At 39.0% G+C, this 21521-nt stretch carries 16 protein-coding genes, 1 pseudogene and 1 riboswitch; of the genes and pseudogenes, 6 read left to right on the forward strand and 11 right to left on the reverse strand.

The genetic code is table 11. From position 1 onward, the window contains the following. Positions 1-27: 27 nt before the first annotated feature. Both IE222_RS18680 and IE222_RS18685 read right to left on the reverse strand, forming a co-directional pair. Positions 28-921, reverse strand: coding sequence for a TIGR03943 family putative permease subunit (locus IE222_RS18680; RefSeq protein ID WP_191275453.1), 894 nt, complete (start codon positions 919-921; stop codon positions 28-30). 13 nt (positions 922-934) lie between these two features. After that, positions 935-1810, reverse strand: coding sequence for a permease (locus tag IE222_RS18685; RefSeq protein ID WP_066393821.1), 876 nt, complete (start codon positions 1808-1810; stop codon positions 935-937). Positions 1811-2127: 317 nt separating this feature from the next. Then, positions 2128-2209: riboswitch (glycine riboswitch) on the forward strand. Positions 2210-2309: 100 nt separating this feature from the next. On the opposite strand from IE222_RS18685, the gene IE222_RS18690 reads away from it, so the two are divergent. Continuing rightward, positions 2310-3653: an amino acid permease gene (locus IE222_RS18690; protein WP_191275455.1), complete on the forward strand. Its 1344-nt coding sequence runs from the start codon at positions 2310-2312 to the stop codon at positions 3651-3653. Positions 3654-3699: 46 nt separating this feature from the next. Here IE222_RS18690 and IE222_RS18695 read toward each other — a convergent pair whose 3' ends face one another. The 6 genes and pseudogenes from IE222_RS18695 to IE222_RS18720 all read right to left on the reverse strand — a co-directional run bounded on the left by IE222_RS18695 (position 3700) and on the right by IE222_RS18720 (position 9654). Continuing rightward, the gene (locus tag IE222_RS18695; RefSeq protein WP_191275457.1) at positions 3700-4452 is read right to left on the reverse strand and encodes an ABC transporter permease; all 753 of its coding nucleotides are present in this window, start codon (positions 4450-4452) and stop codon (positions 3700-3702) included. Next, complete coding sequence (locus IE222_RS18700) at positions 4434-5168, reverse strand: ABC transporter ATP-binding protein (RefSeq protein ID WP_223282803.1); 735 nt, start codon at positions 5166-5168, stop codon at positions 4434-4436. Before IE222_RS18700 ends, IE222_RS18695 begins: the two co-directional genes overlap by 19 nt. A gap of 48 nt (positions 5169-5216) precedes the next feature. Continuing rightward, positions 5217-5363, reverse strand: a pseudogene (locus tag IE222_RS18705) (ATP-binding protein); the annotation flags it as partial. A gap of 212 nt (positions 5364-5575) precedes the next feature. Further along, entirely contained in the window at positions 5576-6976 is a 1401-nt protein-coding gene (locus tag IE222_RS18710) for a M28 family peptidase (protein ID WP_191275460.1), read from the reverse strand. Between the two features lie 187 nt (positions 6977-7163). Further along, positions 7164-8345 (reverse strand): hypothetical protein, encoded by a 1182-nt coding sequence (locus IE222_RS18715; protein WP_191275462.1) that lies wholly within the window; start codon positions 8343-8345, stop codon positions 7164-7166. A 130-nt stretch (positions 8346-8475) separates the two neighbouring features. Next, entirely contained in the window at positions 8476-9654 is a 1179-nt protein-coding gene (locus IE222_RS18720) for a M20 family metallopeptidase (RefSeq protein WP_191275464.1), read from the reverse strand. A gap of 176 nt (positions 9655-9830) precedes the next feature. Between IE222_RS18720 and IE222_RS18725 the strand changes: the two genes are divergently transcribed. Continuing rightward, a complete protein-coding gene (locus IE222_RS18725; protein ID WP_191275466.1) occupies positions 9831-11609 on the forward strand; it encodes a helix-turn-helix domain-containing protein in 1779 nt (592 codons plus the stop codon). 274 nt (positions 11610-11883) lie between these two features. Continuing rightward, complete coding sequence (locus IE222_RS18730; RefSeq protein ID WP_223282804.1) at positions 11884-12744, forward strand: 5'-methylthioadenosine/S-adenosylhomocysteine nucleosidase; 861 nt, start codon at positions 11884-11886, stop codon at positions 12742-12744. A gap of 72 nt (positions 12745-12816) precedes the next feature. Here IE222_RS18730 and IE222_RS18735 read toward each other — a convergent pair whose 3' ends face one another. Then, positions 12817-15168, reverse strand: a complete 2352-nt coding sequence (locus IE222_RS18735) for a polyprenyl synthetase family protein (RefSeq protein WP_191275468.1) — start codon at positions 15166-15168, stop codon at positions 12817-12819. 313 nt (positions 15169-15481) lie between these two features. Here IE222_RS18735 and IE222_RS18740 point away from each other — a divergent pair, with 313 nt between their 5' ends. Both IE222_RS18740 and IE222_RS26735 read left to right on the forward strand, forming a co-directional pair. Further along, positions 15482-16681: a YeeE/YedE family protein gene (locus IE222_RS18740; protein WP_370465067.1), complete on the forward strand. Its 1200-nt coding sequence runs from the start codon at positions 15482-15484 to the stop codon at positions 16679-16681. A gap of 233 nt (positions 16682-16914) precedes the next feature. Continuing rightward, positions 16915-18267, forward strand: a complete 1353-nt coding sequence (locus IE222_RS26735) for a DUF4910 domain-containing protein (RefSeq protein WP_275671476.1) — start codon at positions 16915-16917, stop codon at positions 18265-18267. Between the two features lie 192 nt (positions 18268-18459). Here the strand turns inward: IE222_RS26735 and IE222_RS18750 are convergent, their stop codons facing one another. Together IE222_RS18750 and IE222_RS18755 are read right to left on the reverse strand one after the other, a co-directional pair. Continuing rightward, the gene (locus IE222_RS18750; RefSeq protein WP_223282805.1) at positions 18460-19125 is read right to left on the reverse strand and encodes an LbetaH domain-containing protein; all 666 of its coding nucleotides are present in this window, start codon (positions 19123-19125) and stop codon (positions 18460-18462) included. Between the two features lie 188 nt (positions 19126-19313). Continuing rightward, complete coding sequence (locus IE222_RS18755; RefSeq protein ID WP_223282806.1) at positions 19314-20537, reverse strand: C40 family peptidase; 1224 nt, start codon at positions 20535-20537, stop codon at positions 19314-19316. A gap of 427 nt (positions 20538-20964) precedes the next feature. On the opposite strand from IE222_RS18755, the gene IE222_RS18760 reads away from it, so the two are divergent. Next, positions 20965-21303, forward strand: a complete 339-nt coding sequence (locus IE222_RS18760; RefSeq protein ID WP_191275470.1) for a replicative helicase loader/inhibitor — start codon at positions 20965-20967, stop codon at positions 21301-21303. Positions 21304-21521: the final 218 nt, after the last annotated feature.

Genomic DNA, 21521 nt, shown 5'->3' on the forward strand with positions numbered 1-21521 from the left:
GAATCTTAAAAAATGGCCCTGTATTTTTTAGTTTAAACTATTTCGATACACATATGGATCGTTTGGCTTGGCTATCGTCTTATAACTTGTTACTTTAATAACAGGAATTTTCGCCTTCATTGGCGGATAGTATACCATATCTACTTTTCCCGTTACTTCATACCACTGGTCATTTGGAATATGGATGTCTTTAGGGAACTCTAGCATCATTCCGAAAGCCCCTGAGTCTGCCACACAGTGGATAATTCCAAAACGCAGTAAAAATATCTGGTTGCTTTTTAAATTGGGACCATTATAGGTAAACCCCTTCATGGTTAGTGTTTTCCCCGCAAACTTACCCATATAATTATAAAGTACTTCAAGACCCACTAAGTAATCTTCATCCCTTAATGTAAACTCGTTTTTCCCTACGTAAGATTTCGATTCTTTGCTAACTAAATCCAAGAAGGCATCCTTCCCCATAAATTGGCTCATATCTGGATTAAGTACCTGATGCATTCCATATTTGTCGGATGAATCCTCTAACGCTGGAAATGAAAATCCTTTCGCATCCACTAGTTTTGAATTAAGCGTCGCCACAGGTAAAACAACACCTGAAACGGCAGGGATTAACACTAACGTGTAAGCTAAGAATTTTTTTATTTTCTTTCCCTTCGATAATGTTTTTTCGTCGTGGTGATGATGGTGTTCGTTAACATGGACATGACCGTGCTCGCAATCGAGACATTCATTCTCCTGTTCTTTCCTTTTATCGGAAAAATACCATCTTATCCCTTCAGCAATCGTTAAAAACAAAAGGACGTAGATCATGCTGTACGATAGGAAAGAATATTTTAAATTAATGTATTTTGCTATGTTTCCAGTAGAGTGCAACATAAAAAAAAGATTAGTAAAAAGTAGTAAAATAACAACTCTATACATGATCAACCATCCCTTAAAAAAGAAGTGAGCCAATAAATACAAATACTGTAATTAAAGAAACTAAGATAACAATTAGTCGTTTATTGAAATATCCAGTCATCATCAAAACATTCTTAATATCTACCATAGCCCCGAAAACTAGGAAAGCAACAATTGAGCTTTGATAATTAGCGAAACTATTCCTAAATGATGAAGCAACAAAAGCATCTGCTTCGGAACAAATCGATAAAATAAATGCTAAGGCCATCATGACTAGAGTCGCCGTTACCTTTGTATGACCCAAGGTAAGCAAAATTTTCGTAGGTACATACACCTGCATAGCGGAGGCAATCAATCCACCCATGACAAGAAACTTTCCGACACTTAGAAACTCATCAATCGTATGAGTTACAACACTTATTAATTTTTGTTTGGTGTTTTGATTAGAGTGATCGTGTACGTGCACATCACCATTCTCTTTCAACGGGTTTTCTTTGATAACAAAAGATAATACAAAGCCGACTAAAATAGAAACCACCAAAGCCAATCCTGCTCGCTGCCAAACCATTGTCCAACTGTCACCAAAAGCGACATAGGTCGCAAATAGAACAATTGGATTAATTATAGGTGCTGCGAGCATAAAGGAAATCGCTGCATATGGAGCTACACCTTTTTTTATCAAACGTGCAGCTATCGGAACAATCCCGCATTCACAGCCTGGGAACAATACACCTATTAAACTAGCTGTTATAACAGACAAAAACCTATTTTTAGGCATCATTCGAATAATCGTATTTTCAGAGACAAATACTTCAATCAGTGCAGAGACAAAAGCTCCAATTATTATAAAAGGGATAGCTTCTATCACAATGCTGATAAATATCGTATTTAATTGTAATAATCTATCCATGAATGTCACTCCTGTGATGAAAAAAATAATTTTCTCTCATTTCACCAAATTCATGGAGTCTACTATACTCTTTTCTATTTATTTCGTCCAACGAAAAAAACTGGCAAAAAGTAAAGGAAACCCTGTGCTCCCTATTCTTTGTTCTTATCACATTACTTGAAGCCTGAAGGGATCATTCATCACTCTACCTTGTCCTTAGAGGCACTTTTCAGGTTATTTACCAATTCCATTGAATGTGTTACTATTTTTATATAAGACATATTTCGACAATATTTATAATATCTCAAGCGATGAATGTTATGGGTCACACTATAACAGGAGCAGTTTCTGGAGAGACCGCAACTTTGATTGCGGCGCCGAAGGGTTCACAATCTCAGGCAAAAGGACAGAAAAGTATTAACACCTACTTTTCTATTTGTCATTTTTATTTTTAAGAGATTGGAGAAATCCAATCTCTTTTTTTTGCGTTCTACAAGACTATCATCTGGGGGAATTTCACGTGACACAACAACAAGAATTAAAACGAGATCTTAAGAATCGCCACGTCCAGCTCATAGCTATCGGCGGGACGATTGGAACAGGTTTATTTCTTGGTGCCGGCAAAGCCATTCAATTAGCCGGACCGTCCATCATTCTTGCCTATCTAGCAGTAGGGATTGCCTTATTCTTTGTCATGAGGGCATTGGGGGAAATGCTGCTATCTAATGCCGGATATCAATCCTTTACCGACTTCGCCGCTGATTATATCGGCCCATGGGCAGGTTATGTAACCGGGTGGACCTATTGGTTTTGCTGGATCATGACAGCGATGGCTGATATTATAGCGGTTGGTGTCTATGTGCAATATTGGTTCAATATACCCCAATGGATACCTGCTGCCATTTGTTTAATTCTATTATTGGGGCTTAACTTGCTGACAGTTAAACTTTTTGGAGAATTAGAGTTTTGGTTTGCCTTAATTAAAGTGATTACAATACTTGCACTCATCATTGTCGGAATTGTGCTAATGATAATCGGTTTTCAAACACATACAGGAACGGTTTCAGTAAAAAATTTATGGCAGTACGGCGGATTGTTTCCACACGGGGGCACAGGTTTCTTACTTTCATTCCAAATGGTCGTATTTGCTTTTGTAGGGGTTGAGCTGGTCGGTGTATCAGCAGCCGAAACAGCCAATCCGCAAAAAAATATTCCTTCCGCCATTAATAAGATTCCATTAAGGATTTTATTTTTCTATGTCGGTGCCCTTTTGGTCATCTTAAGCATTAACCCATGGAATCACTTGAATGCTTCCAGCAGCCCATTTGTCACTACTTTCAGTTTAGTTGGAATTCCAGTTGCAGCGGGAATTATTAATTTTGTTGTATTAACATCAGCCGCCTCGGCGTGCAATAGCGGCCTGTTTTCAACAAGCAGAATTCTTTATAATTTAAGCCGCCACCAAGAGGCTCCGCCTAAGCTTGCGAAATTAAACAAGAATCGTGTTCCAAGTAACGCCTTGCTTTTATCAACGGTTGTCCTTTCGCTTGGCGCCCTTTTAAGCAAACTCATTCCCGACCAGGCATTTGGCATTGTGACAACCATTAGCGCGATATGCTTTATTTGGGTTTGGAGCATCATCTTAATCTCACATATCTGCTATCTCAAAAAGCGACCGGATTTACGAAAAAAATCAATCTTTAAAGCACCGTTAGCACCATTTATCAATTATCTCGTCTTGGCATTTTTCATCTTTATTTTAATTATCATGGCAATTGCCGATGAGACCCGGACAGCTTTATTTTTAACACCAGTATGGTTTGTTCTATTATTTATTTTGTATTCTGTCAGGAGAAAAAAATAATCTAATAATAAAACAGGAGCCCTGAAGCTCCTTTTTGATTGGTTCTTTACTTACTTCTTGCTAACTGCATCCGTTTGTTAAATAGCGTTGGGTATGATAAAAATCCAAGCATGACGCTTGTGATGGATGCCGTTGTTAAAAGCAAAAACAGCACGAGCAGCTGAAATTGGACCGCCTGAACAGGGCTCGCACCAGCAATAATTTGCCCGCTCATCATCCCGGGAAGCTGGACAAGTCCAATCGTTTTTTGACTCTCAATAGTCGGAATCATACTAGCTTTGATTGAGGTCATCAATTGAATGTGTACGGCCTGTTTAGGCGTTCCTCCAAGAGATAGTATCAGCTCCGCCTTGTCTTGATGGGCCTCAGTCTCAGCGATAAACCGATTAAGAAACAGGATGGCCAGCACCATACCATTACCAACCATCATTCCGCTGATTGGAATGATATATTGGGCGGTATGGGGTGTAATATTAAACCCGAGTAAAATACTTTGAGTTAAAACTTCGATAAAAATTAACGTAACCGCAATTTTCCAGGTAATCCCTTTAATCGCTGCTCCTTTTTTACGGGCATTTAAAGTCGCGGCAATAATCATAACGGCAACCATTAAGAAAATATAAATAATGCTTTCGGCATCGAACACAAATTTAAGAATATAGCCTACAATAAACAATTGGATGATCGAACGGATGACTGCAATCATCGTATCTTTTTCCAGTCCAAGGTTCAAGGTTTTCGATAATACGATGGGAATGAGAACGAAAATTAATGAAAAAATTAATGCAATGATCCCCATCCCAATTCCCCCTTTACAAACTGTCTTACTCGTTCATTACTTGGCGATTCTAATAATTCACTTTCACCCGTTTCAACGATCTCCCCTGCCATCATCACCCATGTGTATGCTCCAACATTTAAAGCCTGTTTTAAGTTATGTGTTATCCAAACAATAGTCACGCCGTACTTCCGGTTGATTTTGACAATCAGCTCCTCAATTTCCTTTTGCGAAACTTGGTCGAGGGATGAAGTGATTTCATCCAGCAATAATATTTGCGGACGATTCACCAAAGTGCGGGCTATTGATACTTTTTGACGCTGCCCGCCGGATAATTCTTTACTGGTTCTTTGAAGAAAATCCTCTGACAAGCCTACGTCATTTAACAAATCTCTGGCCTGGATATCTGGAAGCCGTTTTCCTTGTAATTCCAGAGGCAGTGCCAAATTTTTATGGACACTTCCATCAATCATCGGCGCACTTTGAAGCGCCATTCCAACCGTCCTCCGCAATTCCACCGGGTCATAATCATTTATGTTTAGATTACCAATGGTAATGTCTCCATCCTTTGGCGACAACAGCCCATTGCATAGCTTAAGAAGTGTGGTCTTCCCAGCCCCGGAAGGCCCCACCAAAGTCGTAATCTCCCCATCATAAAAAGCTCCCGAAATATTCCTCAAAATCGGGTGACCATCAATTGAGTAATTTACACTGTTAAATTGTATAGCTGGTTTCATTCCGTTCACTTCCTTATGAAACATGGGTATGGTTCTTCTGTCTCATGTTCAATTGGGTGCCAAGCACCTCTTAGGCAATCTTACCAAAAATCCACTCCCATTTTCTAGTTCACTCTTTACTTCAATTGTCCCAAGATGTGTGTCGACAATCCATTTGGCTATTGATAGGCCTAGACCGTGCCCGCCATCACTTTTTCAGGGCTTACTTCCAAAACCACTAATTACAGCTATTAGGTTATTTCTTAGGAATTTATAGTTCTTTTTTACAAAAATAAAGTTATTTTACGAAATTCCCCCCTTTTCTACAAAACAACCTATCTTATCTACATTTTTGGGAACTAATTGGAACAACGCAAAATAAAATAAGCCAGTCCGCCTCATCAAAGTGGCAAACTGGCTTTCTATAATTATCTTATTGCCTGCTCAAAGTACATATCAGCATCAGCTTTTACTTTTGGTCCTTTTTTCGGCTTTGGTCCCATGCTATCAAAACGGGCAAGGTCATAAACTGCAGTGCCTACAATTTCAGCTACATCCTGAAGTTTTTCCTTGCTGATTTTATCAATAGAATCCTCTGGCGTATGGTACCAAGGCTCGGATGGGCTATGGATAAATAATGCTGCCGGGATTCCCGCCTCGGCAAATGGGACATGGTCGCTGCGCCCGCCTTGTCCATATGGTGTCGGTGCACCGTTCAGTCTCTCACTTGAAGCTTGAGCCAGCTCAGTTACTAGGTTTGGTTTACCGTCAAGGGTAAGTAATACAAGCTCTCCAGCGTCCCGGCTTCCAACCATATCAAGATTAAAGTTTGCTATTACACGATCCTTTTCCTCATCTGATAGATTGTTAACATAGTAGGTTGAACCAATTAACCCCAGCTCCTCCGCACCAAATGTGACAAAGCGAATTTCGGTATCAGTTGGAACATTTTTTAATACGCGGGCAAGCTCTAAAGTTGTCGCTGTTCCGGAGGCATCATCATTTGCCCCTGGCGCTCCGGCAACAGAATCATGATGAGCACCAACGACAATCACTTTATTTGTATCCTTTTGGTTATTGGTAGGTTTTTTCGTAGCAATTACATTATGGGAAGTGCTTTCCCCTGTTCTTGCTCCTTCAATTTTTACTGAGGCAGTTAATTTAGAGCCGCTGTTTAATTTTTCCAGTAATACCTCTCCTTCAGCCTGAGTAATTGCGACAGCTGGAACATATTGATCATTTGCACCACCAAGTGTTCCATTTACGGGACCGCTTGTATTGTTAAAAATAATAACCCCTGCAGCCCCCTTTTCCGCTGCATTTAGTACTTTATCGGCAAAACTGATATCTCCTCTTTTAATGAGAGCGATTTTACCTTTTAGGTCCATGTTTTCCAGTTCTTCTTTCTTCCCAAGTCCCGCATAAACCAAGTCGCCGGCGACATTTCCGCTTACAGTGTATGTAAACGAAGCGGGTTTAAGTTCCCCATCATAACCTTCAACGGATAATTGAATGGTATGCGGAGGTGTGTATCCAAAATATTGGAACGGTTGGATTTCAACCTCATAGCCATATGATTCGAACTGTTCTTTAATATACTTCACCGCATTATCTTCTGCCTCAGTACCTGCTACCCTAGGTGTTTTGGATAGATAAGCAATATTATTGTAAATGTTTTCGGCATTAATATGCTTAATCACCTTGTGATCAAATACCTTTAAAGGCTGTTCGTGGACAGTCCCCGTCTCTTGGGCGAAAACTGCCTGAGTACCTATTGCACCAAATGCCAATGTTGATGCTAGGGCGATGGATAAAAACGGTTTCTTCAATTAAATCACTCCTAGTTATTGTATTCCTATCAATATTATACTATTTGAAATTTTCCAATAAGGGTAGAAACTACTATATCAACTAGGAGTTAATTACTAATTATACTAATATTTGTAATACATTAAAGCTATTACTCTATTATTTAAAAAAATGAAACATGAGAACCGATCCCATGTTTCATCTATTTTATAAAAATCCTACGAAAATGCCTGCCAAGACGACTGAGACCATTGTGACGGAGATGAATCCTCCGACGAGCATTGGTGGCAGCATATGGCTGGTTAGTATTTCTCGTTCGTTTTCGTTAGCTGTTAAGGATTTAATTACTTCAGTAGTGATGATATAATCTGCTGGAAATCCATATAATGCAGTAAGTGCAACAGCAAATGCCATTTCTTTGCTGACTTTTAAAACCTTTCCTATGATGAAAGAGAAAATATACATACCGATAACGGCCAGAACAATACATACGATTAGTGGATATAAAATTTCCAGCATCATATCTGGTGTCGCATGTTTTAATCCATCAAACACAAAGAGCATAAGAATCATAATGCCGATCCCAAAGCCATTTGCTTTTTGAAGCGGCTGTTTTTCTAAAAATCCGATGCTTCTAGCAATTACACCGAATAACAAACAAAGAACAAATGGACTAATTGAGATAATTGGAGCTAGTGCAGTAGATACTAGGTATGCTGCGAACCCTACTACAGCAAGCCGTAAAAACTTGAAAAAATCCGTATTGTACTTGTCAGGGAGCTTTTTGAAAAGCTTTAGCTCAGCTTGTGCAGATGCTCCTGCTTCTTCTCCTTTGACAGCAAGATTTCCATTACGAATCTGTCCAAGAAGTCTTTTCCCTTCTTTTTTCAAAACAATAGATGTTAATGGGTACCCCGCAAAGCCTTGCATCACATAAATCACGATGGCGAAAACCGATAAACTGACTAAACCAGCTTCCTTCGCACCCTCAGACATGATCACAGCAGATACTAATCCGCCAACTAACGGAGGAATGGCAACTATAACTGTTCGGAAATCGAAAATGAACATTCCAATCCCAAAAAGGATCGCAATAATCCCTACGATTCCTGCAAGTGATATGATAATTGTCTTCCATTGTGCTTTCAATTCTTTAAGTGAGAGTAATGTTCCCATGTTTGTAATAATTAAATAGATGACCATAGTTGCTACAACCGGCGGTACACCTGCAACGGCGACGATTTCTTTGGGAAAGAAAGTCCAATAGCCCAGCAGGAACAAGACTGCACATATAAATACAGATGGTACCCAGGCTTTTGTACGAACAGAAACAAAATCACCAATAAATAAAATCATTAAAACAATTACCAATGCTAACATTTGCGACATAGCATGACTTCCTTTCATTAAACAAGTATCTAAACCCTTAATATTTAATTGAATATTCAGAAATTACAATTCGGTTAAATGGCTGAGTCTACTCTATTTATGTAGAATCAACCTTCTTCCCATTAAATTTTTACTTACTATTTTGTAGATAAGTTAATGTTGCTGCTCCTAATGTTTTCGCTGCAATCAGCATACCTTTTTCATCAATATTGAATTTAGGATGGTGATGTGGAAATACTGCATGCACCTCTGGATTTTGTGCTCCGGTAAAGAAGAAGGCTCCTTTTACATGCTCTAAATAGTAAGCAAAATCTTCTCCGCCCATATGCGGTTCACATTCCACAACATCTGTTACACCTGGAACTGTTCTTGCGATATCTACTACAAACTCCATTTCCTCTTTCGGATTGACAACTGCAGGATACCCTTTTTGATACTCAAAGGTATAGTCGACATCCCCAGCGATACAAGTCCCTTTAATAATCCGTTCAATTTCTTTTTCCACATGCTCACGAGTGCTTTCTTTAAAAGTTCTCACTGTGCCCGCAATCTTTGCTGTATCGGCAATGACATTTGGTGCATTTTTTGCTTCGAAAGAACCAATGGAAAGAACAGCTGAATCAAGCGGATCGACCCGGCGGGAAACGATTTGCTGCAAATTATTGACCAGCTGGGCGCCAATTACGACACTATCTTTTGTCCGATGAGGCTGTGATCCATGTCCACCGTGGCCTTGGATTTCGACTTTAAAAAAGTCGGCTGCAGCCATAACAGGCCCTGTACGATATTCAATTGATCCAACCGGTAAAAGTGACCAGATGTGCTGTCCAAAGATGACATCGACACCATCCAGGCAGCCATCCTCAATCATGGCAATCGCCCCGCCAGGTAAAACCTCTTCTGCGTGCTGATGAATGAACACAACGTTTCCTTCAATTTCATCTTTCATACTGTTTAATACTTTTGCTAGTACTAACAAGGTTGCTGTATGACTATCGTGACCACAAGCGTGCATAAGACCATCAACCCTAGATTTATAAGGAACGTCTGTTTCTTCTTGAATCGGCAGTGCATCGAAGTCTGCCCTAAGCGCAACCGTCTGTCCAGGCATACCACCGCGTAAAGTTGCAACAACACCGCGGCCGCCTACGCCAGTCCGCACTTCATGACCAAGCTTCTTATGGTACTCCGCAATATATTTTGGTGTATTTTCCTCTTGAAAGCCCAATTCAGGATATTGATGCAAATAACGACGTACACTTACCATTTCTTCGTATGCTTTATCTAAAAGTTCATAAAGTTTATTCATATTAGCCATCTCCCATACTTTCGACAATTTTAGACAGATTTATTTTTGTATAATAAAGATTATAAAATATCTGAAAATTATTTCAATGTTTAACTACACAACAAAAACCTATCTCCGTTGTTCGAACACACAATAAAAGAACGGTTTTTGTATAATAATAATATGGAGGTGTTATTGTGAAAAAAAGTCATCAGCTTACTAGTATAATTGAAAGCATTCGTTCTATAACATCTTCGTTAGAAATAAACGAAGTGTTAGATCATATCGTTACCCATGCCATTAACGTTATCTCAGCTGCGGATGCCGGCTACGTACAACTGTATAATGAAGAAACAAAAGAGCTATTCGTTAAATCAGCCATAGGATTTAATGAAAAACTTCAAGAAATCAAAATAAAAATAGGCGAATCAATTACCGGAAAAGTATTCATCACTAGCAAACCTGTTATTTATTATTCACGTTCGGAAATTTATGAGGGGATGGCAACAATCTCTAAACAAAATTTAGACTATATTGAAGATGCCAGCAACCATTTAAAATTAAAAGCACTGATTAGCGTACCGCTAATTGTAAAGGACAATACTATTGGTGTCATGACCGTACAACAGTATGACGCGAAAGGGAATTTAACGGAAGACGATTTACAATTGTTAGAGGGCTTTGCAGCGCAGGCAGCGATTGCGATACACAATGCCAGGCTATTTAAAGAAAAAAATGAACAATTAGCGGAAATTATTAAATTAACCAAAACACTTGAGGAAAAAAATAATATTCTTATCAAAAGGGCAAAAATCCATGAAACTCTTACGAGGATTTCATTACAAAATAAAAGCATTGAATCAATTATTCCAGAATTAAACCGAATAATGAATAGAGAGATTTTCTTTTATGATAATCTTGATTCCCAACTTTATCCAAAAACAACCATTAGCTATCCCTACTTAAGTAACGAAGAGTTTTCCGCCATTCTAAGAACAAAAAACAGACCGTTTTTTATAGAAATTTATGAGCAGCGGGAGATCAGCTACTATATTTACCCTATTCTTTCAGACCGCGTTTCTCTAGGCTGTATCATTATTCCGCTAGTCACGCCGATAGCCTCACAGGATAAAATGACAATTGAACAAGCAAGTTCGATTTTGGCACTTGAGTTGACAAAGCAGAAAACACAGGCTGAAGTATACTATAAAAAGACACATGAGGCTTTTAATGACCTGGTGAAATGCAAGGATGATTATTTATTGGCGGAAATGGGTGAATCTTTAGGCATTCAAACAAATTCATACTTTGCTGTATTACTAATTGAAATCATCTCCTATTCAGATTTACAAATACTTGAAGCGGTTATTCATCGTTTCATTTCAAGAATGAAGCGGCGGCTGCCGGAACAAGGCACACTGATCTTTGGCTTTCATAATAAAATAACGGTCCTATTTTCAGCAAAGGACCCGAAAGAAATTGACTACATGACAGAAGCCCTTGACTCGCTTTTATTCAGGTGGGGAAATCAAGAGGAAATCACCATGCAGGCCGGCTTAAGTACCACCTATCAGGGGATTGAATTTGTGTCAAAATGCTTTGATGAAGCAGCGAAGTCACTATCATTTTCTATCAATCGTCAAAAAACGGGCATCATGAATTACAAAAAGATGGGAATTAACCGCTTATTCATGACCCTGCCATCTCCTGAAATAGAACGATTTATCGAAGATATTTTAGGACCATTGCGAACTGAAAAAGCACAAAATAACGAATTAGAAAAAACACTGTTCACCTATATCAAACTAAATCAATCGATCTCAGAAACAGCAGAAACACTTCACATTCATAAAAACACGCTCTATCACCGAATTAAAAAAATAGAAGAACTACTAAAACTAAAGCTCAATAACCCAGACGACTACCTCCAAATCCTGCTCTCTCGCCATCTCCACGAAAACTTTACTAAGCGATAATACAAGGAGGAGGTTCTTCTGTTTCATAAGGCAAATACCATGAAAAATCGCCGCCATATTAGAGGTCTTTTACTTTAAGAAAGTAAAAAGACCTTTATTTTTTACTTTTCATTATGATTTTTATTACTTTGTTAAAACTAAAAACAGGACAAAATCCCTATTCATTTTATCTTGAACGCCATCATTCGTTATTGTAGAATATAACAATATACGAACATTGTTGTTATATTAAACCATTAATGTTCGTTTTACGTTAAGGAGGAATTAAAAAATTATGAACAAAAGGATGACAATCTCGTTTTTTGCTGTAATGCTGATTAGTGCATTATTGCTTGCTGGTTTTTCATCGATAAAAAATGAGAACAAAAAAGCCGGACACGAACAAAAGAAAACAGAACAGCCGATTGCTATTCAAGGAGCAATGGACATTGAAATTTCAGCTCTCCTAAAGGCAATGAGGAATTATAAAGAAGAACAAATTGGAAATTACACCTTTTATACTGGAAAAATTGACAAAATCCCAGTAGTTGTATCAAGAACTGAGATTGGAATGGTAAATGCTGCTGCCTCAACAACATTACTTATTGATAAATACCATCCAAAGGTCATTATTAATCAAGGAACTGCAGGAGGACATGACCCGAATATTCATGTATTTGATACAGTAATTGGCACCGAGGTCATGAATATTGGCAGCATGAGGTCTGAACATTTAGATGATGGCGAGGGAATGAAGCCAGAAACATGGAAGTTCATGGCTACAAGCATAAGAGAAAATGGTAAAAAGGTGGAATATGAATCTTTTAAGAGCGATCCTGAATTAGTAAAAGCTGCTCTTAGCGTTGCTAATAAATATTCACATGGAAAAGTGGTTGAAGGAAAAGTCGGCAGTGCAGACTTTTGGAACCGAGAAGTGGATCGAATTCAATGGTTTCACGAGAAAGCCGGAACAAGTGTAGAAGAGATGGAAGCAGCATCGGTTGCTCAAGTAGCTAAAGCTTTTAATATCCCTTATTTATCGATTAGAACCGTTTCAAACTCAGAAGTTTCAGGTGATAAAATTGAGGATTTAGAAACTGCAGGCCAATATGGTGCAGAATTTGCTGTTGAAATTGTAAAGGCAATAGGAAAATAAATTAAAGTAAAACATGGGTATGGTGCTTTTGCTTCCTTTAGGAAGCAGAAAAACCGTTCCCATGTTTTTTCATCAACGCTCCCTGTTCACGATATAATCCAATAAATGCTTTAAAAAGGGTATATTGCGGGGGACTTCCTGCAACGCCTCTACAGCCAGACAGTAATGATTCCACATCTCTTTTCTTGCTCCATCGAGACCTAGTATAGAAACGAAAGTAGAATTGTTATTTTCAGCGTCCTGACCAGAGGGTTTTCCAAGTGACTCTATATCCCCTTCGACATCCAGCAGGTCATCTTTGATTTGAAAAGCAACCCCAGTATGTTTAGCATATTTTTTCAAAGCATCGATTTCGGACTCACCTGCCTCCGCAAGCATGGCAGGCATAACTAGAGAAGCCTCAAACGCTATCCCCGTTTTATAAAAGCTCAACACATTCAGCTGCTCCAGCGTCAATGATTTCCCTTTTGATTCCAAATCCATCGCCTGGCCTCGGCACATATCTGCCGTCATCTTGGCCGAATAGCGAACCAAGTTTAACACCGTTTTTGAATTAAATTGCTCAAGAAATGTCTGTTCTTCAACTGCCTTTTGGGTCAAAAAGAGACCAGTTAATTCTGCAATAGCAATATTATATGTCATATGCAAGGTTGACCGCCCCCTGCGGCTTGACGAATTATCCTGGGACGGAAGATCATCAAAAATTAAGGAAGCGGTATGCATATATTCCAATGATTTAAGAAGCGGTCCAACGGCTGATTTTTTCAATCCATATTCTTTCACACCCATGAACCAAGTAATAATGGGTCGGAGCCGCTTTCCATTTCCCTCTAGACTGTAATTGGCTGCATCGATAATTGGATCTCCAAGCAATATATTATGCCCGCCGATTTTCAGCATACCGTTAATTTCATTACGTACAGTTTCAAATATATTTAAAAATTCTTCCCGCTCTTTCTGCTCTTCCTTTAGAATCGTAATGATATGGTCCCGAAGTAATTTATCAAAAAAGTCAACATCATCCGCTTTCCGCACCATTTTCTGAATAAGATGATTAAATTTTGGATTTCCGAGAGCAAATAGACTCATTACCTCATTATATTTCTCGGTACCTACTCGTTCTTTAAACCTTTTTAGCCCATTTATAGCTCGACCAAGGATGACTTCACAGGTCTTGGGATCTGACTGATATACATTATGAATCAAATTAGCAATGACCGCCCAGTACAATTCAAAAGGATTGATCAAATCCTTACGTTTTTCATGGTATTTCAGATAATAAGTATAAGGTGTTACCGCCCCATCCTTCATGTCATCAAACAGATCGGCAAAATCATCTGCAAGCTGATTGTAGATTCCGTAATAGAATGTCCGATTGTCAAAGCCCTCATCCTCCGGGGCACTGATAACAGAACGGGCAATCAATCTGGAAGAAGCTGATTTTAAAATGATTGGGATATAAAGCTCCTCATTAGTGTAATCTGTACGCTTAAGATCCTTCATCCTGTCGATTTCTTGAGATAGGAAAAAAACATAGGCCTGCTCGAAAAAGTTTTTTCTATTCGTTTCCCGCTGATTGGCTTTAATGTAATCAAACGCTTCAGTAAGCTCTGAATGTATAAACCGTATTAGATTTGAGTTTTTTCCAGTCCAGTTACCCAATCTCGGTACAGTCCCTGTGATAAGGGTGGTACAAATCAAATCGGAATATCGCCTTTTCTCTGCTGAGGATAAAATATTAGAGTCCAGAAGGTCATCAATGAAGGGATATGTCAAACCATAGGCATAACCAAGTCTAATCGCTTTATCTAGTTTTTGAATTCGTTTTTCAGGTGAAACATCCTCCTCCATCTCTTCAAGCACATGCATGATGACCCCAGCAATGATTTTAATCAATTTTCGCTGAGCATGCACTGCATCCATACCTTCGGGAATTTTTGCGCTTACCGTCTTTAATTTGTCTAACAGCCAAATCATAGTCGTTTCAATACCTTCTTTTTGTGCCCAGCGGTACAACCCGGCCATGCTGAAGGTTTCATGTTTATTATTTCGATCAATCAAATAATTTTTTAGAGTGTCAACCGTACGCCAAACCCTTAACTGAGTGTCAGGTGAGCCTAGTGCTTTGCCTAAGTCCCGCATATAAATATAAGAGATGCTTCGATCAAGATACGACTCCAGTTTTCCTGTGTAATCCAGCCAGCGAATATAAGGGTGATATCCTCGAGAAGTCGTTTTTTGCTTTCCCAGTGAAAAAAAATGATGGCGGATATGGTTGTGTTTCCATGATTGTATATCTTTTGTAAGGGTAGAGATATAGTTTTTTTGCGAGACCAGCACCTTAAGGATTTGAAAATACTCCACGGCCTGCTCCTCAGCGCGCCGATAACAGATATCGGCATTAAGTATCAGTTTTTCACTCATTACAATTACCTCTACTTTACGTACAATTTTGTATACATACTATGAAAATATCATTATATATAGTCTAAAATACCATTTTTATTTAAGAAAACCATAAAATTTTTTCCGGCAAAAAAATGTTAACTGTGCTTTGATAGTTATGGAACCCCATTGTATATCGCCTCTTTACTTTTTGTTTAATTCATATTAGTATATTAAAGTATTAATCACACTAATCTTATCGGAATATGAGGTGGAAAAATTGGCACAGACTGTAATAGATACGACATCAGATTTTAACCATAAATCATGGAATCATAAGTCTACAACTTTCATTACAAAGCTTAGTCCCATGCAAAAGAAATTAGTTTCTATTGGGATTCTTTTGTCACTAATTTTATTAATAGCGATTGTTCATTCGGCAAATTGGATTCAAGGAAGCTTATTTATAATAGGTCTATTCCTTGGAGCGACTTTACTTTATGCACGTTTTGGATTTACGTCAGCCTTCCGCAGGCTCGTTTCTGTTGGTAATGTTCAAGGGCTTCAAGCTCATATGCTGATGTTTGTCGTCGCAACCACATTATTTGCTATTATCCTGAGTACGGGGTTCAGCTTTACCGGTATTACACCTAAGGGATATGTTTCACCTGTCGGAGTAAGTGTGATATTTGGTGCATTTTTATTCGGAATTGGGATGCAGCTTGGTAATGGATGTGCGTCGGGGACTTTATATAATTTAGGCGGCGGTTCATCCTCAATGATTTTAACGCTTACTTTCTTTATTATTGGTTCCACTCTAGGTGCTTATCATTTTACATTCTGGATGGAGGATACTCCAAGCCTCCCGCCGATCTCTTTGGCAGAATCGACTGGACTTGGCTATTTCGGAGCATGGCTCCTGCAATTAGTAGTTTTTGCAGCGATTTATTGGATTACCATTATCATTACGAAAAAGAAAAATCCGCCAATGATGAAGCCTCTCCCTACCACAACGGGTTGGAAAAGGGTCCTTCGTGGTTCTTGGCCATTGTTTACAGCTGCTATTGTTTTAGCAGTGCTAAATGCTTTAACCCTAACAGTTAGAGGGACTCCATGGGGAATTACCTCTGCCTTTGCTCTTTGGGGCGCCAAAACCCTTATGGCTGCAGGTGTAGATGTCACTAGCTGGGGATTTTTCTCAGGAGCAAATGGAGAAGCACTTAAAAAGACAGTTTTAGCGGATTCAACAAGTGTCATGAATTTTGGGATTATTTTAGGGGCATTTATTTCAGCCTCCTTCCAAGGTACATTTAAACCTAAAAAAATTAAGCCTGGAGTAGCTGGGGCATCTATTATCGGCGGCCTTTTAATGGGGTACGGTTCACGTCTGGCATTCGGCTGTAATATTGGCGCCTATTTCGGCGGAATTGCTTCCTTCAGTCTTCACGGCTGGGTTTGGATGATTATGGCAATGCTAGGGACCTTCTTGGCATTATATATCCGTCCTTTATTCGGCTTAAAGAATCCAAATTCAAAAGATTCTTTTTGTTGATTACAGGTATATAAAAAATAAAAAACTTGTAGACCATGATGGTTCTACAAGTTTTTTTATTTTAGGCTCTGTAAAACTTACTATTTTTACAATAAGTAAACCCTAAGTACCAAAATATTATCCACGGCAACTATTCTATTAGTCCTAAAGGTTCATTTTTTAAAAAGTGAGAAGGATTTCCAAAAATGTAAGCGAATACATTCTTGGGATTTAAACTTTAGGAGGGATTTATTTTGAAAAAAGGAAAAAAGCGTTCTGCTATACTATTATCTTCAATGCTGGTAACTTCTGGTTTGTATTTTACTCCAGTGAATCTGACTACTCAGGTCCAAGCGGCAGCACAGAATATCGATAACCCTAGTGTGAAGGCATTCGACCAGAAAACAATTGCGAGAGTGAATGCCGAACGAATTTTTCAGGATGTCCACTATTTATCGGAAACGATTGGTCCACGTGTTACTGGTACTGAGGGCGAGCAAAAGGCTGCCGAATTCATCAAACAGCGCCTATTATCATTAGGTTACAAAGTTGAGACTCAGGAATTTAGCATTCCTGACAAAATGATTGGACACTTACATACGAGTGACAACAATGAAGTGCTCGTTAATATACCAGCAGGTTCAGCATCTACCTCAAGTGATGGAATTACGTCACAGCTCTTTAATGCTGGGTTAGGGAAAACAGCCGATTTTACCGCTGATGTCAAAGGAAAGATTGCTCTTATTTCACGAGGTGAGATTACGTTTAAGGAAAAAATTGATAATGCCGTTGCATCGGGAGCTATCGGAGTATTAATCTATGATAATGTTAATCAGCCAGGTCCATTAAACCCTTCGATTGGCGGCAATGCCACGGTACCTGTTGGTGGAATTACAAAAACAAGCGGTGAAGCTTTGCTAAAGGACGTGGCAGCTCAAGGTAAAACTGTCACGCTGAAGGTAGACCGGATTGCAAATGCGAAATCACAAAACATTATTGCCACCAGAACTCCACAAAAGGGTGAGAAACATGACATTGTACATGTTTCCGCACATTTCGACAGCGTTCCATTTGCACCGGGAGCAAGCGATAATGCTTCAGGAACTTCTGTAGCGTTAGAATTGGCAAATGTTCTAAAGAGCTACCCAATTGATAAGGAATTACGTTTTGTCTTTGTCGGGGCAGAAGAAATCGGCTTAGTCGGTTCAGAATATTATGTCAGCCAGTTAAGTAAAGACGAAATCAACCGCAGCATTGCGAATTTTAACATGGACATGGTTGGTACCGGCTGGGAAAAAGCTACAGCAATTTATATGAACACTGTGGATGGTAAGGCAAACATCGTGACGGATACCGCAAAGGCAACAGCAGAACGAATCGGCACACCTTCTCAATTGGTTCTCTACCAGCGCGGTGCCTCTGATCATGTTTCATTCCATGATGCGGGTATCCCAGCAGTAAACTTTATCCGCCGTGAGCCTGGAACAGCAAATCTTGAACCTTATTACCATACACCACTAGATAAAATTGAGCATATCAGTATAGATCGTTTAAAAGAAGCTGGCGATTTAGTTGGATCCTCTTTGTACAGCCTAATTAGAAAATAGCAGATACTGAGGGACGGTTCTTGCGTTTCATAGACAAAATATAAAACAAATGAACCGTCTCCACGTTTCAACTAATCTATTCTTTTTCCATTTCGGAAAAACTTCTTTTGCTGATCTACCGGTGCCATTTGACGATAAAGACATTCTCATTTGAAAACATTAACTTATTTCCAGGTTATTTTATAAACATTCCTAATAAGGAAAGCCGCATGAACATTTATTCTTCCCAAAATATATGGAATAAGAAGCCGGAAATTCTTGATTAACCCGCTGAACCTCTTTGGCAAACTCCTCTTCATTTTTAGGCATTGGTGATAACCTGTTCGCCTTTTCCTGAGTATCGATATTGGCTCCAGGAGGAACAAAGCAATTGGGTTTTAATTTGACTCCATTCGTTACCACAGCACTTGATGAAATAAAGCAGCCTTCCCCTATCACAGCGTTATAGACGATCGCTTTAAAACCGATAAATACATCATCATCAACCCGACAAGGGCCATGAATCAGTGACCCATGAGCACAGGAAACCTTATTGCCTATATAAATGGAATACCTTTTATTACTCTTTTGGATATATTTATTTCTTAAGCCATGAAGAATAACACCATCCTGTAAATTACTGTTGCTTCCAATATAAAATGGCGTCCCTTCATCAGCTCGTATGCTTACAAAAGGGCCGACATAAGTATTGCTATTAATGGTGACATCCCCTACCACAAAGGTAAAGGGACTTAAGAATGACCGGTTATGGATTTTAGGATATCGGGGATAAGGATTTACTGTTGTCGGTGGATTATAACCAACATAATAACTATAAATATTGAAAGGTCCATTTTGATTACCTGCATGATTGCTCAAAATTTAATCTCCTTTCATATAGCAAACTTTTTTCTTAATACATATACGTGCTAAATTTTAAATCATGCTTTCCCATAAAAAATCAATAACCGGCTAAAAAAGGAAAAAGAGCCTTATTCCGCAATCCGGAACAAGGCTCTTTATTTTTAATTTATGATTTAGATAGGTATCTCAAAAGATTTCTGCTATTAATGCAATACTCTAGCAGCAGTAGTAAACTTAGACGGATTAAAAGAAGAAATTTTTACAACATCACCGGTTTGCGGTGCATGGATATATTGTCCATTTCCAATATAAATACCAACATGGTATGCTGGATTACCCCTGAATACTAAATCTCCTGGTCGTACTTGACTCAAGGAAATTCTAGTTCCAAAATCTTGCTGGTCACGTGACACCCTTGGGAGATTAATGCCTACAGAACGAAACACATATCCCGTAAATCCTGAACAATCAAATCCTCTTGGTGTAGTCCCGCCCCAAACGTAAGGAACGCCTAAATATTTTTTAGCATTGGCAATGACCTGACTTGCCGTTGCAGAAGCAGTTGAACCACCGCCATCATCTGATGATGTTGACTTAGATTCGTTTTTTACAGATGCTTTTGGTCGATCTTGCTGCTGATTGGATTGAGCTTGCGGCCGCTCTTCTTGCTGCGTTACACGCTGCTCAGGCTGCTGTGCCTCTTGACTAGCCTGTTCCTGTGCACGCTGTTGTTCCTGTGCACGCTGTTCAGCTAACCGCGCCTGACGTGCCGCTTCTTTTTCAGCCTCTTGTTGTGCATACTGATCTTTTTGGTTCTGTAACGTGTCTTTCGCAGCTGCCAAAGCCCTAGAAATTTCTCCCTTATCAGCCTTAATGCTTTGCTGCTCTGAAGCTAAGTCAGTCTGGTCCTGCTTTAACTTATCTAATTGGTTATGTAACTTTTCCTCTGCACTATTTAATGCCTGTTGTTTTTCATTTAAACCAGTTAATAAGTCAGAGTCATTTTGCAAAATGGCAGAAATCGCGGTGAATCGAGTCATAAACTGTGAGAAGTCTTTAGAAGTAATCAAAAGTTCCGCATAGGTTGCTAGTGACTCTTTCCCTTCTGACTGAAGGCTTTTTAGGCGCTCTGAATAAATCTGTTTGTGAACTTCTAAGGCCTCTTTGGCTTCCTTAATTTCTGTTTCTGTTTCTTTAATTTTTCCTTGTTGTTCGTTAATCTTTTCTTTTAATGCCTGGCTTTTCTCCATTGACATGATAATGCGGTCATCTAATTGTTGAATCTTGCCTTGAAGGTCATCGATCTGTCCTTCTGTTGCATTAATTTGTTCTTGTGTCACCGGCCGCTCTGCAAATGCAGGCGTAACTTGAAACATAGAAGTGAGAACGGCAACTGATACCGAATATTTTAGTAGTTTCTTGATCATTGCAAAATCTCCTTTGATACCTATCATTAATTCAAACTCGTAATATATTACTAGTTTATATTCCAAATGGACTAAACACAATAGAACTGTCGGTAATGTAATATAATTGTAACTTTATGTAGAAAATTCCGTAATATAATTCGACATCTGCTGCCCAGCTAAGACTTTTTTCATAAAACACCAATACAATGACCATGTCCTTTTGCCTGTTTTCTTTTATAAAAAACAAAGAAAGATGAGAAAAGTCCCTTGCTAGGAGTACGGCACAGTCGACAAACTTATCAAAAAAGGTCTACGAGTGGTGAGATTCGGATAATACTTGTGGAAGAGAAGAAGCGCGGCCGGCATCAGGCGTAAATCGCGCCTTCATAACAGAACGGGTGATGGCTATTGGAGATAAAATATGAACTAGAGGAGAGCGCTATACATGACCAAGAAAGAGGTTTTTCAATTATTGGTATTAATCGAATCTGTTTATCCTCACTGTACTACCAAGGACGAGACGATTCAGTATTGGTTCAAAATTTGCTCTGAAATGGATTATGAGAAAGTGATGGCGAAGCTAAAAAAACACATTCGCATTAGTCGATTTCCCCCTACTATTTCGGATATTGCCGTATTTACATCGGAGGAGAATGATTGTCCTGAAAAATTACAGACTTGGATTAAGGAAGGGAGGGAGAGAATTAAGCGCGAACGCCGTAAAGCTAACCTCAGGCCAATACCTGACTGGTTACGAGAATATTCTACAAGAAAATCTAATTGAAACAGATTGTGAAATAAGTCTTATGATTCTGCAAAAAAGTCTTTAGGATTCTATAAAAATCAATAACCGACCGAATGTCTTCTTTATTGAGGATTTCGCCCGCTTATCAACCCTATTGGCTACCCTGCTGTTCCTTTTTTATTGCGCTCGGTCGCCTATACGCTCTATTGGCTACCCTGCTGTTCCTTTTTTATTGTGCTCGGTCGCCTATACGCTCT

Source organism: Neobacillus kokaensis (assembly GCF_014656545.1).
Classification (GTDB): Bacteria; Bacillota; Bacilli; order Bacillales; family Cytobacillaceae; genus Neobacillus; species Neobacillus kokaensis.

Bases quoted from the DNA above. Each gene is read 5' to 3' on its own strand.
- IE222_RS18680 (WP_191275453.1), bottom strand. From the start codon at position 921: ATGTATAGAGTTGTTATTTTACTACTTTTTACTAATCTTTTTTTTATG.
- IE222_RS18685 (WP_066393821.1), bottom strand. From the start codon at position 1,810: ATGGATAGATTATTACAATTAAATACGATATTTATCAGCATTGTGATA.
- IE222_RS18695 (WP_191275457.1), bottom strand. From the start codon at position 4,452: ATGGGGATCATTGCATTAATTTTTTCATTAATTTTCGTTCTCATTCCC.
- IE222_RS18700 (WP_223282803.1), bottom strand. From the start codon at position 5,168: ATGAAACCAGCTATACAATTTAACAGTGTAAATTACTCAATTGATGGT.
- IE222_RS18715 (WP_191275462.1), bottom strand. From the start codon at position 8,345: ATGTCGCAAATGTTAGCATTGGTAATTGTTTTAATGATTTTATTTATT.
- IE222_RS18720 (WP_191275464.1), bottom strand. From the start codon at position 9,654: ATGAATAAACTTTATGAACTTTTAGATAAAGCATACGAAGAAATGGTA.
- IE222_RS18730 (WP_223282804.1), top strand. From the start codon at position 11,884: ATGAACAAAAGGATGACAATCTCGTTTTTTGCTGTAATGCTGATTAGT.
- IE222_RS18735 (WP_191275468.1), bottom strand. From the start codon at position 15,168: ATGAGTGAAAAACTGATACTTAATGCCGATATCTGTTATCGGCGCGCT.
- IE222_RS18755 (WP_223282806.1), bottom strand. From the start codon at position 20,537: ATGATCAAGAAACTACTAAAATATTCGGTATCAGTTGCCGTTCTCACT.
- IE222_RS18760 (WP_191275470.1), top strand. From the start codon at position 20,965: ATGACCAAGAAAGAGGTTTTTCAATTATTGGTATTAATCGAATCTGTT.